Here is a 16,993-nt window from a genome sequence, read left to right as displayed (position 1 = left end):
TGTCGAGCTTCAGCGAGGCTTCGATGACGGCGGCACAGTTGATAGAGGGGCTGGCTGACCCACCGCTATCGGGAGCAAGTCGAATCGTCGCACCGCCCCTCCCACATTTGAATGTTGTTGACAGGTAGAAAACGTCCGGCCGTAGGTCTGATGGGCACCGCTGATCCCCTGTGGGAGATGTCGAGCTTCAGCGAGGCTTCGATGGCGGTGGCAGGGTTGGTAGAGGTGTTGGCTGACACACTGCTATCGGGCTGCGTGGTGGGTCAGACGGTGCGGGAGAATTGGCCTTTGTGGGCACCGCCCAGGTAGGCGTCGAAGGCCATGGCCACGCTGCGTACCATCAGTTGGCCCTTGGGCAGCAGTTGCAGCGCGTCGTCCCGAACCAGCAACAGCCCGTCCGCCACTTGCTCGTCCAACTGCGTCAACGCTTGGGCAAAATACTCATTGAAGCGAATGCCATGGGCCGCTTCCACCTGGGCGACATCGACGCGGCCGTCGCACATCAACCCATTGATCACCTCGCGGCGCAGTACGTCGTCGGGGTTGAGCCGGTAACCGCGTTGCACCGGCAGCATGCCCGCATCGATGCGCGCGTAGTACTGGGACAGTTCCTTGACGCTCTGGCTGTAGCTGTCGCCGACCTTGCCGATGGCCGATACGCCCAGGCCGATCAAGTCGCAATCGGCATGGGTGGAGTAACCCTGGAAGTTACGTTGCAGGCTGCCGTTGACGCGGGCCAGTGCCAACTCATCGTCGGGCAGGGCGAAATGGTCCATGCCGATGTAGACATACCCGGCCTCGGTGAGGCGGCGAATGGTCAGTTCCAGCAGCTCCAGCTTGCGTGCCGGGGGTGGCATGTCTTCGGGGCGGATCATGCGCTGGGCGCGGATCTGGCTTGGCAGGTGCGCGTAGCTGTAGGCGGCCACGCGGTCGGGGCGCAGGGCGATCAGCTTGCTCAGGGTCACGTCGAAGCTGGCCACGGTTTGCAGGGGCAGGCCGTAGATCAGGTCGACACTCACCGACTTGAAGCGAGCCTCGCGGGCCGCCGCCACCAGTTGCAGGATCTGCGCTTCGCTTTGCACGCGATTGACGGCGGCCTGGACGTCGGGGTCGAAGTCCTGCACGCCGAAGCTCAGGCGATTGAAGCCCAGGCGGCGCAGGGTGTTGATGCGCTCGAGGCTGATGGTGCGCGGGTCGACCTCGATGGAAAACTCATGGGCGTCGCTGTCATCCAGGCTGAAGTTGTCCGCCAGGCAGGCCATCAGTTCGGCCAGTTGCGCGTCGTCCAGATACGTCGGGGTGCCGCCGCCCAGGTGCAATTGGGTCAGGCGTCGCGAGCGCTCGAACAGCGCGCCCTGCATCTGGATCTCGCGCTTGAGGTACGCCACATACTCGACGGCGCGATGGGTCTTGCGGGTGATGATCTTGTGGCAGCCGCAGTAGTAGCAAAGGCTCTGGCAGAACGGAATATGGATGTACACCGACAACGCCTTGGACGCGGCGAGTTGGTGACTGGCGCGCACGGCCTGGTGATAGTCGTCCAGGGCAAACGCGCTGTTGAACTGCGGCGCGGTCGGGTACGAGGTGTAGCGCGGCCCCGGGCGGTCGTATTTGTGCACCAGGGCACGGTCGAACTCAAACGCCGTCATGGTCGATCACCTCGTCGTTGGCGCTGACGGGGGTGGCGAGCACCGCCCGTTCGAACAATGCGCAGATGGCATCCACCTGGGGCAGGCCCGCAGGCAGCAGCCAGATAAACGTAGGCGACAACTCAAGCAGACCGTCGCGGTGCAACGCCTCCAGCAGCGGCCAGAGGTTGGCGAAATAACGTCTGAACACCAGGCCGTAACGGCGCTCCACGGCCTGGATATTCAGTTCCAGGTCACAGGCCAGGCGTTCGGCGACATGCAGGCGCACCGGGTCGGCCGCCTCGCGAAACCAGCCTCGGCACGTGGCCGGTTGACCACTGGCCAGCTGCTCACGGTAGTGCGGCAGAACCGCCGTGTTCTGCGCGCACAATGTATCGATCTGGCTGATGGCGCCCAGGCCGAAGCCGATGTGGTCGCAGTAACCGTGCAGGGTAAAGCCTTCGCAGTTACGGCTGAGGCGACCGCGCTCCTGGGCCTGTTTGAGGTCATCGTCGGCGCGGGCGAACTGGCCCAGGCCGATGTAGTGATACCCGGCGGCGGTGAGGTGTTCAAAGCCGCTGCGGCGCATGACGATCTTATCCGCCGCGCTGCAAAACGCCTGGGGTTGCCGGCCCTGGTAGCGCACCGGTGGCTGGGCGTAATCGAACAGTTGCAGGCGATCCGGCTCCAGGGCAATCAGGCTGGCCAGTTTCAACTCGAAACTGGCCGGCGTCTGCCAGGCATGGCCGTAGCCGAGGTCGATGTTCACCGAGCGAAAGCCAAAGGTGCGCGCCGCATCCACCAGCGATTCGATAGGCGCCGGGTCCTGGTAGCGCGCCTGGCACAGCGGTCCCTCGCGACTGACGTCGGGCACGCCGATGCTGGCATGGTTGAAGCCCTGGTCGCGCAGCAGGCCCATGGTGGCCCAGTCGGTGTGCCAGGGGTCGAGGTCGATACGGTAGTCGCCGCGGTCGTGGTCGAGGAAGTTGAAGCGGCTGTGCAGGTGTTCCAGCAACGTACACACCTGCTCGATGGTCGGCGTGGTGCCGCGCAGGTGAAAGTGCTCGACCGGCTGGCGCGGACCGAGCTGGCAGCCGATCAACTGGATTTCCTCGGTGAGGCTGCGCAGGTAGTCGGCGCCGCCGTCAACCGCCGGCCACTGCAGGTTCAACGCCAGGGGCCGCTGGCGCTGGCGACTGTCGCGCAGGGCACGCAACAGGTCGAGGGAACCCACACCGCCATGGAAGCGGCGCGTGTCCGCATCGCAGGCCAGGTCCAGCACGCCCTGGTCCTGACGAAAGCGGGTGGGATGAAGATGGGTGCGCATGGCGGACTCCGGAACGGGCGGCGGTGGTCCATTGTCCGGTGCGACCGCTGCGCGCACCTTGATATGCATCAAGGTCGTTACCAACTGAGGTAAAACATGCCCTTGGCCAGCAACACAATGGCGACCATGTGCGCGAACAGGCTCAGGTGAATAAAGCGGCTATAGCGCGCGCTGACCTTGCCCCAGCGCATCCGCGCCATGGTCACCAGAAAGTGCAGCAATACGCTGGCGGCCAGGATCAACTTGAGGCTCAGCAACGTGCCGAACGAGGACGCCAACGGTGCCGCCAACGCCGGCAGATAACGCAGCCAGACCATGCCGAGCCCGGCGCCGAACAGCACCAGCAACACCCACGGCATCAACACCCGGGCACGCCGGGCGACGCCCTGCTCCACCAGCACCATCACCCGAATCGGCAAGTGCTGGTGCAGGTGCCCGAGAATCAGCACTTCGAAGAACACCGTGCCGATAAAGATCAGCGCAGCGAACAGGTGGGCCAATAGCAACAGGAGGTAGAGCATGGAGGCCTCGCAGAGGGACCGGCCAGTGAGGACCCTCAGTGTGCGGACTTGCGCAGGCCGTGGCCTTGATGCCGATCAAGCGCGGTTCACGGCAGCGGCAACCAGCGGTTGAATTCGCCCAGGTGCGTCAGCGGGCTCCAGGCAAACTCCCACGCTGGAGCGGGCAGCACCTGTTGTTCGGCAGCCGCGAACCGAGCGTCCTTCCAATCGAACACCTTCGACCCGCGCCACGCCAGGACGATGCCCAGCGCAGGGCTCTGATCGGTACTGATCCAGCGCGCTGCGGCGGCGGCCATGAAGGCCTCGATGGGCTCGTCGCCAATCTGCGCGCGATACGCCGAGCCCAACAGCCAACGACAGACGCTCAAGTGATACGTCCAGTCCTGGGCCGGCTGGTTGCGATAGGCCCAGGTCATGAAGCTGCGAAACAGGTTCAGGCCTTCGGGCGGGTCGAGCTTGAGCAGCGTCGGGCAGATGTCGAACACGGTGTGCCAATACGGCAACAGGCGTGCATCCAGGTGCACAAAGCAGCGGGCATTGCTCGGGTAGTCCGGGCGTGCCGGCTCCGCGCGCGTGCGGCGGGACGCCTGGCTGACCAGGCGGCTGGCGCCTGCAGGCAATTGATGGTTCATAAAGCGCACTCACAGTCGTGACGATAGAACGCCCCCTGTTCACAGGAGGCCCAGGGCACACGTCAGAATGCGGGGGATGCGCGGGGGTTGGCCGAAGGCCAGGAATAACGCGGCGGCGCCTTGTTGCGCCGCTCATGGGCCGGGCGTGGGGTCTGCCCCAGGCCCAGCAACCAGGCCAGGCCGATCAGGAACACCAGCGCGACGGTCACGGCGTTGCACACCGGGCAGGCAAAGTAGTTCGAGATGTTACTGGAAGACGGGGCGCCCAGCCCTTTGTCGGAAAGTGGCGCCTGTTGGCCGTCCACTCCACAGAACGCGCCACCGATCCCGTTGAGCTGCTGGCCGGTCATCTGGCCATGGCCCAAACCGCACACGAACAGGTTCATCAGCACGCAGAAGTACAGGGTCCAGACGATCAGGGAACGGTCGGGGTGGCTCGATTTCATGGCGGCGACTCTACCACCAGCGGTGCAAAAGGATGAAATCCAGCGTGCCCCTGTGGCAGAACGTCGCAGATTACGCGGGCTGGCCAGGGTTGGTAGACTTGGCGCCCTCCTCGTTTACTCCTATTCAAAGCCCGCCGAGTTGATTTCGCGCAATGCGGGCGTTTCACAGGATGCACCGTTGATGAGTACGTTATTCACCCGCCGCAAGGTCCTGACCGGCATGGGCCTGTTGGGCCTGGGCCTGCTGGCCGGTTGTGACAACAGCCCCAAGTTGAACTTCAAGTACGGCAAGGACTTGAGCGACAAGATCATGGGCCGCACCTTCAAGCTCAAGAACACCGAGGGCGACACCGTCACCCTCAGTTCCTACCGTGGCCTGATGCCGGTGGTGTTCTTCGGTTTCACCCAGTGCCCGGCCGTGTGCCCGACCACGCTGGCCCGCGCCGCCCAGGCCAAGAAACTGATGGGCCGCGACGGCGAGATCATGCAGGTGATCTTTATCACCCTGGACCCGGAACGCGACACGCCGGAGATTCTCGACAAGTACGTCAAGGCCTTCGACCCCAGCTTCGAAGCGCTGTACGGCACCCCGGAAGAAATCGCCGTGGCCGCCAAGGAGTTCGGGATCTTCTATGAAAAGATCCCCGCCGGGGACACCTACACCCTGTCCCACACGGCCACCAGTTTTGTCTTCGACACCCGTGGCAACCTGCGCCTGGGGTTGCAGGCATCCCTTACCGCTAAAGAGTGCGCAGAAGACCTGCTCACCGTCATGGAGGTCTGCTAATGACTGCCGTTCAACACCTCAAGCGCTTCACCCTTGGCCTCACCCTGCTGGGCCTCGCCGCCCACGCCAGTGCCCAGGTGCAAGTCACCGACGCCTGGGTGCGCGCCTCGGTGCCGGGCCAACCGTCCAGCGGGGCATTCATGACCGTGACCGCCGACAGCGACAGCAAGCTGCTCAGCGTGGCCTCGCCGATGGCCAAGGATGTGCAGATCCATGAGATGAGCATGAAGGACGACGTGATGCGCATGGCCCCCGTGGACTCGGTGGCCCTGCCGACGGGCAAGGCAGTCAAGCTCGACCCGGACGGCTACCACGTGATGCTGATGGGCCTGACCGGCCAGATCAAGGAAGGTGACCAGGTGCCGCTGACCCTGACGGTGCAGGACGCCAAGGGCGAAAAGCAGACCGTTGAGGTCCAGGCCACGGCGCGTGGGCTGGATGGCATGGACCATAGCAAGATGCATTGATACAGCGGATTTAAGGGGGTGCCTGTTCCTGTGGCAAGCCCTAACGGCAGGCAGTTAAGGGCGAACACCGTACCTGTGGCGAGGGAGCTTGCTCCCGTTGGGCCGCGAAGTGGCCCCCGCTCTTTGTTTGAAAAAACGGGACTGCTGCGCAGTCCAACGGGAGAAAGCCCTTATCAAACTTGAAATAACTAACTGATTTTAAAGGGTTAAAATTTCACACTGAAGTCTTGAGTCCTGCATAAATAATTTCAGGCGAGCGCATTCTTGTGGTGAGCGGGCTTGTCCCGCGTTGGGCTGCGCAGCAGCCCCAAAACCAGGCGCAGAGGAGTGTCTGATACACCACATCTGTCTTCATCAGGGGCGCTTCGCACCCCAACGCGGGCGGTGCGACGATTCGACAAGCCCGCTCGCCACAAAGGTCACCCTTCAATCCACGATAAATAGCTTCGCCCCGACACTCGTCGAGGAACGATGTGCCTCCATATCATTGCCCACCTGGTAACTCATCCCCGCCGTCAGCGTGAACCGGCGGCCATCTTCCAGCTCAGTGTGCAACTCGCCTTCCAGGCACAGCAGCACATGCCCGCGCGTGCACCAGTGATCGGCCAGGTAGCCGGGGCTGTATTCGACCCTGCGCACGCGGGTGGTGCCGAAGTGGCAGGTGCGCCATGAGGCACTGCCGCTGACGCCGGGGTGAAGCTCGGGTTCGACAGTGGACCAGTCGGTGATGCCAAACGGGACAGCGGTGAGTTCCATGGTTTGCTCGGTCGTGGGTGGTCGTGACGGGAAGCTATCGGGCTGAGGCTGCATGGGGTAGACACAGATCCCGTGGTTTTATGGGATACAGGCGTGCGTGCTTGTTATCCTGCCGACCTTGCTCCCAAGGACGCGCACTGATGCAGATCGACCCCACCTACATCCTGCTTGAGACCGAGCACTGGCTGCTCAACCATCACCTGGCTTCGAAGCTGCCGGGTTACCTGTTGCTGGGTGCCAAGGCGCCTGTTGATTCCCTGGCCGATATGCCGGATGCAGCGCTGGCCGAACTGGGTGGACTGCTGGCAAAAACCCAGCGAGTCATGGACGCGCAACTCAAGCCCAAGTGGTTGTATATCAGCCGCTATGGGCATATGCCGGGGTTCCCGCTGCACTTTCATTTCATCCCGGTGTATGACTGGGTGGAGGAAGCATTCTGGCGGGATGAGCGCTATCGGCGGTTGCAGGGTTTGGGTTCGCAGGGCCTGGCAAAAACGCTCACCGATGGTGCGGAACTGACGCTGTTTGTGTGGCGGGAGTTTGGTGAGAGCCTGATGCCTCCACCGATCCACGGGCCGTCCGTTACACAAGTGATCGCAACCTTGCGAACCCACTTTTTCCACTGAACAAGCCCACCCGTAGGAGCTGGCTTGCCAGCGAAAATCGTCAACGATGACGCGGCCATTCTGAATAAGCGCATTGCCCTCGGGCTTTTCGCCGGCAAGCCGGCTCCTACAGTCGGTGCGTCAGCGCGGCAGCGGTTTTTTCATCGGAATACACGCCAACCGCAACCCCGACGGCGAGTGATAAATCGCCTGTTCATCGCCCACATAGCCGCACGCGCGATAAAAACTCGCGGCATTCAACGTCGCGTCCAGCACCACCTCTTCAATCGCCAGTTCCCGCGCGACCTGCTCAAGGTGATCCAGCATCGCCTTGCCATACCCGCATCCGGTAAATGCGGGCAACACGAACAGCGCGCCGACTTCGTTGTTGGCCGGGTCGAGCATGCCAGTGGCGATCGGCTCACCGTTCAACCAGCCCAGGTAGAACGGTTTTTCCATCAGCGCGCTGTAGCCGTCCTCGGCCTTGCCACGGGTCCAGAGCGCCATTTGTTCAGCGGTGTAGGCACCGATGCATTGGCTGCGAATGGCTGCGCGGCGGATGTCAAAAGCGGCGTTGGCGTCGGTGGGGGTGGCGCGTTTTATTTCCAGCATGGGTCCTTCCTTCATGGATTTCCGGTGCCCGCCCGGGTGAATGAATAACGGAGGTGAGGGAGCTTGCTCCCGCTTTGGCAGTTTAATCCTATCAAGCACTCAGGCCGAGCAGTCGTTCTGCCAATCGGTTGCACCGTCGCCAATACCGCCCGGATCCTGGTCCAGGACGTGGCGGATGTGTTTACGGTGAGTTGATGTGACTTGAGCAGTGAGGAAACCCGCTTTGGCGGGTTCCACACTGCCTCTTGAACGTCATGGCCCTGACCAACATGCATCGAAAACAGCACCCACCACCAAGCCTGGCGCGGACAAAACTGTGGGAGGGGGCTTGCCCCCTCCCACAATTTCGATCTGTGTTCTGCGCAGAGTCCCAGCGAGGCCGTTATGATGTGGCCTTTCGCTCAACGCCCCAGGAAACGCCCATGCCCGCCCTCACCTTGCGCAACGCCCTCCCCGCCGACGCCGCCCGTTGCTTTGAAATTGAAATCACCGCCTACGAGGGCGACGAAGCCGCGACCCTGGAAAAGATCGCCACGCGCATTGCCCTATACCCGCAAGGTTTTTTGATCCTGGAAGCCGATGGCGAAGTGGCAGGTTTTATCAACAGCGGCTGTGCCCACGAAGTGGTGATGTCGGACGAGGCGTTCAAGGAACTGGTGGGGCATTCGGCCGAGGCGCCGAATGTGGTGATCATGTCGGTGGTGGTCGACCCGGCGCATCAGGGCAAGAGGTATTCCAAGGTGCTGATGAGCGAGTTCGTGCAGCGCATGCACGCCATGGGCAAGCGCACGATTCACCTGATGTGCAAGGAACAGCATGTGCCGTTGTACACCCGCATGGGCTACACCTACATGCAGCCGTCACCCTCGGATCATGGCGGCATGGCCTGGCATGAGATGCTGATGACGCTTTAACCAACGGAGGGTTTCGCAATGACCGCAGCGCTTATTGAAGTCAGCGACCAGGCCAATCCCGACGCCGAGCGTATGCTCGGCAACGGCCTGGCTGCGTTCAACGAAGGTATCGCCGGCTACAACGATCGCCTGCCTCTGACGGTATTGCTCAAAGATCCCGATACCCGGCAGATCGTCGGCGGCATCACCGGCAAAACCACCCTGGGCATGGCTTTTCTCGACCTGTTCCACCTGCCCGAGACCCTGCGCGGCACAGGCCTCGGCAGCCGATTGCTGCACGCCTTTGAGCACGAAGCCCGGCGTCGCGGCTGCGCGAACGCGGTGCTCTATACCCTCAGTTTTCAGGCACCGGGCTTTTATGAAAAGCATGGGTGGGTGCGGTTCGGGGAAGTCCCATGTGAACCGGCAGGCAGCAGTCGCGTGTTTCTGTCCAAGCGGCTGTAACGTCCAAGGCTTTGCCCGACAGCCGCTTGCAGCCTGGCGTCACGCCGAACAACCGCCGATTACCAACTCCCCGACGCCCCGCCACCGCCACTGGAACCACCGCCCCCCGAGGAACTGCTGCTGGAGCTGGAGCCACTGGAGCCCGAACCGGAACCACCGCCCGAACCGGACCCCGAGCCGGAACTGGCGATGCTCTGCACAAACACGATAAACGCCACAAAGGAGGCCACTGGAATCGCCACGATCCAGCCCTGATACCCGTGCCCCAGCAGTGTCGCCGCAGCGACGTAGATGGCCATGACCGCCAGCGCACGCAGGAGGAAAAAGCGCGGGCGCTTTTTCCAGGATGCCCTGATGACGAAGAACAACCCGAGGTACAAGCCCAGCACCAACGCCGCGCCAAACGGCCACACCAGCCAATGGATATAGCTGACCTCCACGAACCGGTTGGCGATCACCACCCCGGCGATGTAGGCCAACAGCCCTATCACGCAGTAGAACGCCGTGCGCGCCAGCCACAAAGCGCCGAAGGTGGCGCCGCCGATCAGGAGGGTCAGCGGCAGTACCAGCAGGTACATCGGCCATTCCCGGCCACCGGCGAATACCACCAGCGCCACGGTAACGGCTGCGGTGGCGATCAGCGCCCCCCGCCAGCCCAGCTTGCGCGCCGCGACCAGCACGCCGCCGATGGCACCACACACAAACGCCAGCAATACCGCAAGCGCCTCAAGACTGCCGCCGTGCCCGGCCACTTGCGGCAAGTCACCGCCATCCACCAGGACAACCAAGTCGTTCACGCCCTGCTCGACACCGCCGGCATAGTCGCCCTGGCGAAAGGCCGGGGTGATGTGTTCTTCAATAATCCGGTGGGCCAGCAGGTCGGTCACCGTGCCCTCCAGGCCGTAACCGACTTCGATGCGCACCTTGCGATCATCCTTGGCCACCAGCAGCAGGATGCCGTCGTTGACATCCTTGCGCCCCAGTTTCCAGGCACGGAACAGTTGGTTGGCGTAGTCCTCGATGCTCGCGCCACGGGTGGTGGGCACCAGCAACACCGCCACCTGCGCGCCTTTGCGCTGCTCAAGGGCGGCGAGCTGGTCTTGCAGACGGGTGGTGGTGGCGGCGTCGAGGGTGTTGGTGAGGTCGATCACCCGCTGGTCGAGGGCCACGCCGATGGGCGACGTCTCGCCCTGGGCGGTGATAAACAGGCCGGCGGACATCAATACCAGCAGACTCAAGACGGATTGCCGCAACCACCGCATCATGTTTGTTACCTGAAGTTTCTTCCTGAAGGCGCCGACTTTACCCTATCGGCGCTATAACGCGTGACCCAAAGCCATCGACTATCTAAACTGCAGCACACCTAGCAATACGCCATAACTTCGAGATCCCCATGGGCCTACTCCAGCGCAACAACGTCAACGTGATGGGTGACGGCCACTCGACCCTGGTGTTTTCCCATGGTTTTGGCTGCAACCAGGCCATGTGGAACTACCTTGCGCCGCAGTTCAAAGAGCGTTTTCGCGTGGTGATGTATGACCTGACGGGCGCAGGCCTGTCCGACCTCAACGCTTTTGACAAGGCCAAGTACAGCGCGCTGGACGGCTATGCCCGCGACTTGAACGAGATCATCGAAGCCTTTGCCGAGGGCCCGGTCATCCTGGTGGGACACTCGGTCAGTGCCATGATCGGCGCCCTCGCCGACCGCCTGGCCCCCGGGCGTGTCGCCGCCCATGTGATGATCGGCCCGTCGCCACGCTATATCGATGACGATGGCTACGTGGGCGGTTTCAAGCGCGCCGACATCGACGACCTGCTCGACACCCTCGACAGCAACTACCTCGGCTGGTCCAGCGCCATGGCCCCGGTGATCATGGGAGCCCCCGACCAACCGGCGCTGAGCGACGAGTTGACCGAGAGTTTCTGCCGCACCGAGCCGGAGATCGCCAGGCAGTTCGCGCGCGTGACCTTTATGTCGGACAACCGCCAGGACGTGATCGGCCTGCCCACCCCGGTGCTGATCCTGCAATCGAGTGACGACCTGATCGCCCCGGTGGCCGTGGGTGAATACCTGCACAGCGTGCTGCCCAACAGCACCTATTGCCTGGTGGACAACGTCGGCCATTGCCCGCACATGAGCGCACCGCAGGCCTGCGCGGTGGCCATGGACGCCTTCCTGGTGCCGTGGATGGCCGCACGTGCCGGCTGATCTGTTCGACAGTGCCGCCTGCGCCCTGGCTGTCACCACGGAAGATGGCACGATCCTGCAGGCCAACGCACGCTTCAGCGACGGGCTGGGGTTCAGCATCGCCGAGCTGCAGGGCCGGCGTTTCCAGGACCTGCTGAGCATGGGCGGGAGGATCTTCCACCAGACTCACCTGGCGCCCATGCTGCGCATGCACGGCAGCGTCACCGAGGTGAAGCTGGACCTGCTGCACCGCGATGGCCACAAGCTGACCGTGCTGCTCAACGGTAACAAACGCGAACAGGCCGGCGCCGTGGTGTACGACCTGGCGCTGTTCGGCACCACCGACCGCGACAAGTACGAGCGCGAGCTGCTCAACGCGCGCCACCTGGCCGAAGCGCTGTTGCAGGAAAAAACCGCCACCGAAGTCGCGCTGCAACAAGCCCAGGCCGAACTGAACGAGGCCTACGCCATCGCCCAGCGTCGCGCCCTGTTTGCCGAGCAGATGGTCGCGATTGTCAGCCATGACCTGAAAAACCCGCTCACGGCGATCCGCATGGCCTCGGACTTTCTCAGCCGTGGCGAACGCACGCCCAAGGAGCGCCAACTGCTGGGGCACATCGGCCAGTCCTCCGAGCGCGCGCAACGGATGATCGCCGACCTGCTGGACTTTACCCAGGCACGGGTCGGCCAGGGCATCACCATCAAGGCGGCGCCGCTGGACCTGCACGAGGTGATCCATCGCGCGGTGGACGAACTGCGCGTGGCGTTCCCCAAGGCAACGCTGGAGCATCACGCACAGGGCCGTGGCGACGCCTGCCTGGATGCCGATCGCGTGCAGCAGATCATCGGCAACCTGGTGGCCAACAGCGTGGCCTATGGCGATCCGCAACAACCGATCACCATCACCTCGCGCCTGGGTGCCGGCGCTTGCGAAGTGGCGGTGCACAACCACGGCACGGCGATTCCGGCAGGTTTGCTGGCCGGGCTGTTCGAGCCCATGACCCGTGGCACCGACCAGGGCAGCGACGTGCGCAGCGTGGGCCTGGGCCTGTATATCGTGCGGGAGTTGGCCAAGGTCCATGGCGGCGATGTGGCGGTGAGTTCCTGTGCCACGGCCGGCACCACCTTCACGGTGACGTTTCAGAACAGGTAGGCGCTGCCCTGCATGATCGGCTCCACACTGCCCGTCAACACCACACCGCCCTGCCCGTCCCAACACACCGTGACCGTACCGCCGTCGCACTGCACCTGCACCGTGGCATCCAGCAAGCCACGGCGGATGCCATTGACCACCGCGCCGCAGCAGCACGAACCGGAGCCCAACGGCACGCCGCCGCCACGCTCCCAGATGCGCAGGCGGATATGCCCACGGTCGAGCACCTGCACGAAATGCACATTGGTCCTGGCCGGGAACAGCGGGTGAATTTCCAGCGCCGGGCCGACGGCGGCCGGATCGATGGCGTTGATGTCGGCCACAAAAAACGTGCAATGGGGGTTGCCCATGCTGCACGCCGCCGGGTTGCCCGCCAGCGGTAACGTACCCGTATCCATGGCCTCGGCCAGCGGCACGGCCGACCAGTCCAGCGACGGCTCACCCATGTTGACCGACACTTGACGATCCGCTACCCGCACGCAGGTCAACAGGCCCCGGTCGGTGCGCAGCACAACCGAATCGCTGCGGGTTTCATGCATCAAGCGGTCGGCCACCCCGCGCGTGGCGCTGCCACAGGTTTGCAGCGGCGTGCCATTGGGGTTCCAGAACTTGACGCGCGCGGCGGCGTCTTCGCAGTCGAGCACCACGGCCAATTGATTAAAGCCGATACCGGTGTGACGATTGCCCAGGCGGCGGGCGACCTCGGGGGTAACAGGGTCGTCCAGTCCACGGCGGTCGATAATGATGAAATCGTCGCCGTGGGCGTGCATCTTTGTGAACGGCAAGGTCATGGGCTGTCCTGGGGTCGACCGGTGGGGGAACTGGAGGATACCCTGAACCGACCCAAGCTTATCGAGAGTCAAGCATGCTTATCGTCTTCAGCGGCCTGCCCGGCACCGGCAAAACCACGATTGCCCGCGAGTTGGCGCGCCAGACCGGAGCGGTTTACCTGCGCATCGATGTGATCGAACAGGCGATTCGCGACGCTGGCGTATTGGCGGGTGATGTCGGTGCCAGCGGTTACGGCGTGGCGAATGCGCTGGCGCTGAGTAACTTGCAGTTGGGCCATAGGGTCGTCGCCGATTGCGTGAACCCGGTCAAGGAGAGTCGGGCAGCCTGGACAGCGACGGCCGCGACGGCAGACGTGGCGCTGGTCAATATTCAGGTGGTGTGTACAGACGCACAGGAACACCGGCGCCGGGTGGAAACCCGTAGGGGCGACATTCCTGGGTTGACACCGCCAACGTGGCAGTCAGTATCGGCGCATGAATATGAGCGTTGGGAAAAAACGCCGTTGACGATCGACACCGCACTTTCAGCGGCGGCAGAGTCAGTCGCAATGATCCTGGCACACCTGAATCTTGCGGCCGACACGCCGAAATGAACACCTGGCCCTGGAGGTTACCCTAGACGCACCTTATAAACTTACGAGGCCGCTTGGCGTTTGGATACAAGACACCAAACGTGACGCCTCGACGCTGTCGCACCGATGAAGTCGCACCGGCCCGGAAAAATTCATGGCATCCAGCAGGTGATAGATCCTCTCGGGTGCAGGATGAAAAATATCCAGGTTTTGCAATAAGCAGCCTTTATCTTCAAGCATCGTCGCAGGGTGTGCCGCCTGTCTCCATTTAATCAAACTGGGCGCGGCTCCCTCCAAAGGCAGTTTGCCGTCTGCTGAAATTGTAATATCCCAACGCAACTCCCCTCGACTCATCGGCTGCGCCTGGCCGACGAGCGTTGCCAGCATCGGGTCAAGCGTTTTCAAGGTGTCGATCTTCGCGACCCAATGAGCCAGCCGAGCAGAAGCATTGTGCGCCAGCCTGTCCAGGTCAAACCACCGCGGCCGATCCACAGGCGAGGCCGCAGGATTAACCGCGATCACTTCCAGGTAGCAATCCGGGCCCAGTCGCAGCAATTTGTTGTGGGTTCCCATAAGCGGATGACAACCACCTGGTTGAAGTGGCACACCCAGTCGCTGACTCACGAACTCGTCACCCGCTTCCAACGTGGGCGCGACAATAACCAGATGATCCAGCGAGGTCTGCATAAGGTCTCATCCTGAGGTAAAGGCACAGGGCAAACTCGTTCGGCTCAACGAAACAATCAGCCGCTTCTGCAATGGGGGCCTCAGAGCACACTCCCCATCGCCTTCATCAACACCAGGTCGCGCCCATAAATATCCGGCGCATACACCAGGTCACCCTGGCCGTCGACCTGCACCGTCCAGTAGCCCAACAGCACCGGCACCGGGGTGGCCAGCCGGAATTCATGGGTCACGCCGGTGGCCAGCAGTTCATCGGTGCGCGCGCGTTCGGCCGGGCTGACCAGCAGGTCGCGCAGCAGCAGCGGTTGTTCGACCCGCACGCAACCGGAGCTGAACGCCCGCGGGCCCTTGGTGAACAGCGGTTGGCTGGGGGTGTCGTGCAGGTACACCGAGTACGGGTTGGGAAAGCGCATCACGATCTTGCCCAGTGGGTTGCGCGGGCCCGCTTCCTGGCGCAGGAGGATATTGCCGGGGCGCGCCCAGTCGATATTTTCCGGCGCCAGCGGGTGGCCTTCGGCGTCGAGCACTTGCAGGTTCTGCTGGCGCAGGTACTCGGGGTTGAGGCGGATGGCCGGGAGTTTGTCCTCGCGCATGATGGTGGGCGGGATGGTCCAGGTGGGGTTGAGGGTCAACCGGGTGATGCGTGACTTGAGCAGCGGCGTCTGGCGTTCGGCGCGGCCCACTTGCAGGCGGGTCTGCCACACCGGGATGCCGCTCTGGTACACGCTCAGTTGCGCGGCGGCGACGTTGACCAGTACGCCTTCGGGCTCCAGGTCCTGGGCCAGCCAGCGGAAACGCTCGAGGTTGATGCGCAGTTGTTCGCGGCGCATGGCCGGGCTGATATTGAGTTCGGCCACGGTGCCGGCACCGATCACGCCGTCCGATTGCAGGGAGTGGCTGAGCTGGAAGGCCTTCACCGCGGTGACCAGTTCCGGACCGTATTGTTTGCCCGCGCCCTTGGGCTCGACAGACAGGTAGCCACCGCTGTGGAGCCGACGGGCCAGTTCCGGGACACGCGGGTCGTCCATGCCGGGACGCAATAACGGGCCGCTGCCGACCGGATCCCAATGGGGCAAGGGTTGCAGGCGGACCGTGGAATAGGCGTTGCGCAGGCTGCGGTACAGGTCGGCGCTGGGGCGCGCCTGGTCAAAGGCTTGCGCCATGTTTTGCAGGCCGAGGGCAGCGAGGGCCAGCACTTCGGTGTCGGGGTCGCGGGTGGGCGGCTGCGAATGCCACAGCGGTTCGAAGCGCGATTGCTGCAGGCGCCCGTAATGCAGATCCTGCAGGGCTTGCAGGTAGTGCTGGCTGATGTCGATGTCGCTGCACAGCACATTGGCCGTGGCATCCGCCGCAGGCAGACTATAGTGGGTGGGGTCCAGCCCGTCATCGGCGAGCAGCTGCAATTGGGCGTGCAGTGCCTCGCGGCGATCGTTGGCGGACCACAGCGGCCCATTCCCCTGCTGCTGGTAGAACGCTTGCAGGCGCAATTGGGCGGCGGCGTCTATCTGCGCGGCAAGGCCGGGGCAGACACCCGGCAGTTGCGCCAGTGCCTGTTGCAGCGGGGCCAGTTCGACCGGCGCCGGCGTGGTGACCGGCAATGGCTCGACCGGCAGCACGTCGGCTGTGGCGACCAATGGTGCAACGAGCAGGCAAATGCTCAAGTAACATGCGTGTTTTTTGAACAATAGCTTTGCTCCAATCCACAGTGGGGGGATGTACTGTAGATGCTGACTTTTATGTGCCGCCTCGGTTTGGTCACCGTGGGCCTGGCTTTACTGAGCAATATTACGCTCGCCGCCAATGGCAACCCTCCTTCCTTGTATAGCAGCCTGGCGCGCTCGGCTCCAGAACTCAATCCCACGGTACTGAAAAGCGCCCTGAACGCCGTGCAATGCGCCGTCAATAATGGCGAGGAACGCTCCGAGCGCCTGGCCGTGATTGACTATTCCCAACCTTCAACCGCCCGTCGGCTGTGGATCTTCGACCTGCGCAAGAAAACCCTGGTGCTGCGCGACCTGGTGGCCCACGGCGCAAAGTCCGGGGAAAACTTCGCCACCCAATTCTCCAACCTGGAAGGCAGCCATCAATCCAGCCTGGGCCTGTTCCGCACCCAGGAAAGCTACCTCGGCACCCATGGCTACTCGCTGCGCATGGACGGCCTGGAGCCGGGGTTCAATGACCAGGCCCGCGACCGCGCCATCGTGATTCACGCCGCCGACTACGTCAGCCCCTTGTGGAGCAAGCGCGAAGGCCGCATCGGCCGCAGCCAGGGTTGCCCGGCCGTGCGTCCGCAGGTGGCACGCCAGGTGGTGGACAAGCTCAAGGATGGGCAGTTCATGTTTTCGTGGTACCCCGACCAACGTTGGTTGAAGTCCTCGACGTACCTCAATTGCAAACCCCAGCAGGTGGCGAGTAGTCGTACAATCCGTGGCGGTTAGCCTGTCCCCACAGATAAAAGAGAGCTTC

20 protein-coding genes are annotated in these 16,993 nt (G+C 63.1%); 9 read left to right on the top strand and 11 right to left on the bottom strand.

Going from position 1 to position 16,993, the window contains the following annotated elements; all coding sequences use genetic code 11:
* Positions 1-263: 263 nt before the first annotated feature.
* From hemN to BFQ01_RS06260, 5 genes are all read right to left on the bottom strand, one after another.
* Positions 264-1,649, bottom strand: a complete 1,386-nt coding sequence (gene hemN / locus BFQ01_RS06280) for an oxygen-independent coproporphyrinogen III oxidase (protein ID WP_065924624.1) — start codon at positions 1,647-1,649, stop codon at positions 264-266.
* Positions 1,636-2,955 carry a coproporphyrinogen III oxidase gene (locus BFQ01_RS06275; protein ID WP_065924623.1) on the bottom strand — a complete coding sequence of 440 codons (1,320 nt, stop codon included), beginning with the start codon at positions 2,953-2,955 and terminating at the stop codon, positions 1,636-1,638. Before BFQ01_RS06275 ends, hemN begins: the two co-directional genes overlap by 14 nt.
* 77 nt (positions 2,956-3,032) lie before the next feature.
* Complete coding sequence (locus BFQ01_RS06270; protein ID WP_065924622.1) at positions 3,033-3,476, bottom strand: hypothetical protein; 444 nt, start codon at positions 3,474-3,476, stop codon at positions 3,033-3,035.
* An 86-nt stretch (positions 3,477-3,562) separates the two neighbouring features.
* A complete protein-coding gene (locus BFQ01_RS06265) occupies positions 3,563-4,108 on the bottom strand; it encodes a putative natural product biosynthesis protein (RefSeq protein ID WP_065924621.1) in 546 nt (181 codons plus the stop codon).
* A gap of 62 nt (positions 4,109-4,170) precedes the next feature.
* Positions 4,171-4,554, bottom strand: a complete 384-nt coding sequence (locus BFQ01_RS06260; protein WP_065924620.1) for a DUF2946 domain-containing protein — start codon at positions 4,552-4,554, stop codon at positions 4,171-4,173.
* A 181-nt stretch (positions 4,555-4,735) separates the two neighbouring features.
* On the opposite strand from BFQ01_RS06260, the gene BFQ01_RS06255 reads away from it, so the two are divergent.
* Positions 4,736-5,341 (top strand): SCO family protein, encoded by a 606-nt coding sequence (locus BFQ01_RS06255; RefSeq protein ID WP_024074981.1) that lies wholly within the window; start codon positions 4,736-4,738, stop codon positions 5,339-5,341.
* Positions 5,341-5,808 (top strand): copper chaperone PCu(A)C, encoded by a 468-nt coding sequence (locus tag BFQ01_RS06250; protein ID WP_065924619.1) that lies wholly within the window; start codon positions 5,341-5,343, stop codon positions 5,806-5,808. The genes BFQ01_RS06255 and BFQ01_RS06250 overlap by 1 nt, the downstream gene beginning before the upstream one ends.
* Positions 5,809-6,234: 426 nt before the next feature.
* Here the strand turns inward: BFQ01_RS06250 and BFQ01_RS06245 are convergent, their stop codons facing one another.
* Positions 6,235-6,564 (bottom strand): DHCW motif cupin fold protein, encoded by a 330-nt coding sequence (locus BFQ01_RS06245; protein WP_065924618.1) that lies wholly within the window; start codon positions 6,562-6,564, stop codon positions 6,235-6,237.
* Positions 6,565-6,704: 140 nt separating this feature from the next.
* On the opposite strand from BFQ01_RS06245, the gene BFQ01_RS06240 reads away from it, so the two are divergent.
* Complete coding sequence (locus BFQ01_RS06240) at positions 6,705-7,190, top strand: HIT family protein (protein WP_065924617.1); 486 nt, start codon at positions 6,705-6,707, stop codon at positions 7,188-7,190.
* 120 nt (positions 7,191-7,310) lie between these two features.
* On the opposite strand, the gene BFQ01_RS06235 is transcribed toward BFQ01_RS06240, so the two are convergent.
* Positions 7,311-7,781, bottom strand: coding sequence for a GNAT family N-acetyltransferase (locus BFQ01_RS06235; protein ID WP_065924616.1), 471 nt, complete (start codon positions 7,779-7,781; stop codon positions 7,311-7,313).
* 422 nt (positions 7,782-8,203) lie between these two features.
* Between BFQ01_RS06235 and BFQ01_RS06230 the strand changes: the two genes are divergently transcribed.
* Both BFQ01_RS06230 and BFQ01_RS06225 read left to right on the top strand, forming a co-directional pair.
* Positions 8,204-8,695, top strand: coding sequence for a GNAT family N-acetyltransferase (locus BFQ01_RS06230; RefSeq protein WP_065924615.1), 492 nt, complete (start codon positions 8,204-8,206; stop codon positions 8,693-8,695).
* Between the two features lie 18 nt (positions 8,696-8,713).
* Positions 8,714-9,139: a GNAT family N-acetyltransferase gene (locus BFQ01_RS06225; protein ID WP_065924614.1), complete on the top strand. Its 426-nt coding sequence runs from the start codon at positions 8,714-8,716 to the stop codon at positions 9,137-9,139.
* Between the two features lie 59 nt (positions 9,140-9,198).
* Here BFQ01_RS06225 and BFQ01_RS06220 read toward each other — a convergent pair whose 3' ends face one another.
* A complete protein-coding gene (locus BFQ01_RS06220; RefSeq protein WP_065924613.1) occupies positions 9,199-10,404 on the bottom strand; it encodes a TPM domain-containing protein in 1,206 nt (401 codons plus the stop codon).
* Between the two features lie 128 nt (positions 10,405-10,532).
* Here BFQ01_RS06220 and BFQ01_RS06215 point away from each other — a divergent pair, with 128 nt between their 5' ends.
* Positions 10,533-11,348 carry an alpha/beta fold hydrolase gene (locus BFQ01_RS06215; RefSeq protein WP_065924612.1) on the top strand — a complete coding sequence of 272 codons (816 nt, stop codon included), beginning with the start codon at positions 10,533-10,535 and terminating at the stop codon, positions 11,346-11,348.
* The gene (locus tag BFQ01_RS06210) at positions 11,338-12,480 is read left to right on the top strand and encodes a PAS domain-containing sensor histidine kinase (RefSeq protein ID WP_065924611.1); all 1,143 of its coding nucleotides are present in this window, start codon (positions 11,338-11,340) and stop codon (positions 12,478-12,480) included. Before BFQ01_RS06215 ends, BFQ01_RS06210 begins: the two co-directional genes overlap by 11 nt.
* Here the strand turns inward: BFQ01_RS06210 and dapF are convergent.
* The gene (gene dapF / locus BFQ01_RS06205; RefSeq protein WP_065924610.1) at positions 12,468-13,271 is read right to left on the bottom strand and encodes a diaminopimelate epimerase; all 804 of its coding nucleotides are present in this window, start codon (positions 13,269-13,271) and stop codon (positions 12,468-12,470) included. The genes BFQ01_RS06210 and dapF overlap by 13 nt on opposite strands.
* 74 nt (positions 13,272-13,345) lie before the next feature.
* Between dapF and BFQ01_RS06200 the strand changes: the two genes are divergently transcribed.
* Positions 13,346-13,864 carry an AAA family ATPase gene (locus tag BFQ01_RS06200; protein WP_065924609.1) on the top strand — a complete coding sequence of 173 codons (519 nt, stop codon included), beginning with the start codon at positions 13,346-13,348 and terminating at the stop codon, positions 13,862-13,864.
* Positions 13,865-13,897: 33 nt separating this feature from the next.
* Here BFQ01_RS06200 and BFQ01_RS06195 read toward each other — a convergent pair whose 3' ends face one another.
* Both BFQ01_RS06195 and BFQ01_RS06190 read right to left on the bottom strand, forming a co-directional pair.
* Positions 13,898-14,530, bottom strand: a complete 633-nt coding sequence (locus tag BFQ01_RS06195) for a VOC family protein (RefSeq protein ID WP_065924608.1) — start codon at positions 14,528-14,530, stop codon at positions 13,898-13,900.
* Between the two features lie 80 nt (positions 14,531-14,610).
* A complete protein-coding gene (locus BFQ01_RS06190) occupies positions 14,611-16,212 on the bottom strand; it encodes a L,D-transpeptidase family protein (RefSeq protein ID WP_065924607.1) in 1,602 nt (533 codons plus the stop codon).
* A 39-nt stretch (positions 16,213-16,251) separates the two neighbouring features.
* On the opposite strand from BFQ01_RS06190, the gene BFQ01_RS06185 reads away from it, so the two are divergent.
* Complete coding sequence (locus BFQ01_RS06185) at positions 16,252-16,965, top strand: murein L,D-transpeptidase catalytic domain family protein (protein WP_065924606.1); 714 nt, start codon at positions 16,252-16,254, stop codon at positions 16,963-16,965.
* Positions 16,966-16,993: the final 28 nt, after the last annotated feature.

It is taken from the genome of Pseudomonas sp. 8 R 14 (assembly GCF_900005955.1).
GTDB lineage: Bacteria > Pseudomonadota > Gammaproteobacteria > Pseudomonadales > Pseudomonadaceae > Aquipseudomonas > Aquipseudomonas marginalis.
Note: the sequence above shows the minus strand (reverse complement) of the source record. Positions and strands in the feature narration are given on the sequence as shown.

Bases quoted from the DNA above. Each gene is read 5' to 3' on its own strand.
- BFQ01_RS06225 (WP_065924614.1), top strand. From the start codon at position 8,714: ATGACCGCAGCGCTTATTGAAGTCAGCGACCAGGCCAATCCCGACGCC.
- BFQ01_RS06185 (WP_065924606.1), top strand. From the start codon at position 16,252: ATGCTGACTTTTATGTGCCGCCTCGGTTTGGTCACCGTGGGCCTGGCT.
- dapF (WP_065924610.1), bottom strand. From the start codon at position 13,271: ATGACCTTGCCGTTCACAAAGATGCACGCCCACGGCGACGATTTCATC.
- BFQ01_RS06260 (WP_065924620.1), bottom strand. From the start codon at position 4,554: ATGAAATCGAGCCACCCCGACCGTTCCCTGATCGTCTGGACCCTGTAC.
- BFQ01_RS06220 (WP_065924613.1), bottom strand. From the start codon at position 10,404: ATGATGCGGTGGTTGCGGCAATCCGTCTTGAGTCTGCTGGTATTGATG.
- BFQ01_RS06235 (WP_065924616.1), bottom strand. From the start codon at position 7,781: ATGCTGGAAATAAAACGCGCCACCCCCACCGACGCCAACGCCGCTTTT.
- BFQ01_RS06270 (WP_065924622.1), bottom strand. From the start codon at position 3,476: ATGCTCTACCTCCTGTTGCTATTGGCCCACCTGTTCGCTGCGCTGATC.
- BFQ01_RS06230 (WP_065924615.1), top strand. From the start codon at position 8,204: ATGCCCGCCCTCACCTTGCGCAACGCCCTCCCCGCCGACGCCGCCCGT.
- BFQ01_RS06215 (WP_065924612.1), top strand. From the start codon at position 10,533: ATGGGCCTACTCCAGCGCAACAACGTCAACGTGATGGGTGACGGCCAC.
- BFQ01_RS06265 (WP_065924621.1), bottom strand. From the start codon at position 4,108: ATGAACCATCAATTGCCTGCAGGCGCCAGCCGCCTGGTCAGCCAGGCG.
- hemN (WP_065924624.1), bottom strand. From the start codon at position 1,649: ATGACGGCGTTTGAGTTCGACCGTGCCCTGGTGCACAAATACGACCGC.
- BFQ01_RS06275 (WP_065924623.1), bottom strand. From the start codon at position 2,955: ATGCGCACCCATCTTCATCCCACCCGCTTTCGTCAGGACCAGGGCGTG.
- BFQ01_RS06240 (WP_065924617.1), top strand. From the start codon at position 6,705: ATGCAGATCGACCCCACCTACATCCTGCTTGAGACCGAGCACTGGCTG.
- BFQ01_RS06200 (WP_065924609.1), top strand. From the start codon at position 13,346: ATGCTTATCGTCTTCAGCGGCCTGCCCGGCACCGGCAAAACCACGATT.
- BFQ01_RS06195 (WP_065924608.1), bottom strand. From the start codon at position 14,530: ATGCAGACCTCGCTGGATCATCTGGTTATTGTCGCGCCCACGTTGGAA.
- BFQ01_RS06250 (WP_065924619.1), top strand. From the start codon at position 5,341: ATGACTGCCGTTCAACACCTCAAGCGCTTCACCCTTGGCCTCACCCTG.
- BFQ01_RS06255 (WP_024074981.1), top strand. From the start codon at position 4,736: ATGAGTACGTTATTCACCCGCCGCAAGGTCCTGACCGGCATGGGCCTG.
- BFQ01_RS06245 (WP_065924618.1), bottom strand. From the start codon at position 6,564: ATGGAACTCACCGCTGTCCCGTTTGGCATCACCGACTGGTCCACTGTC.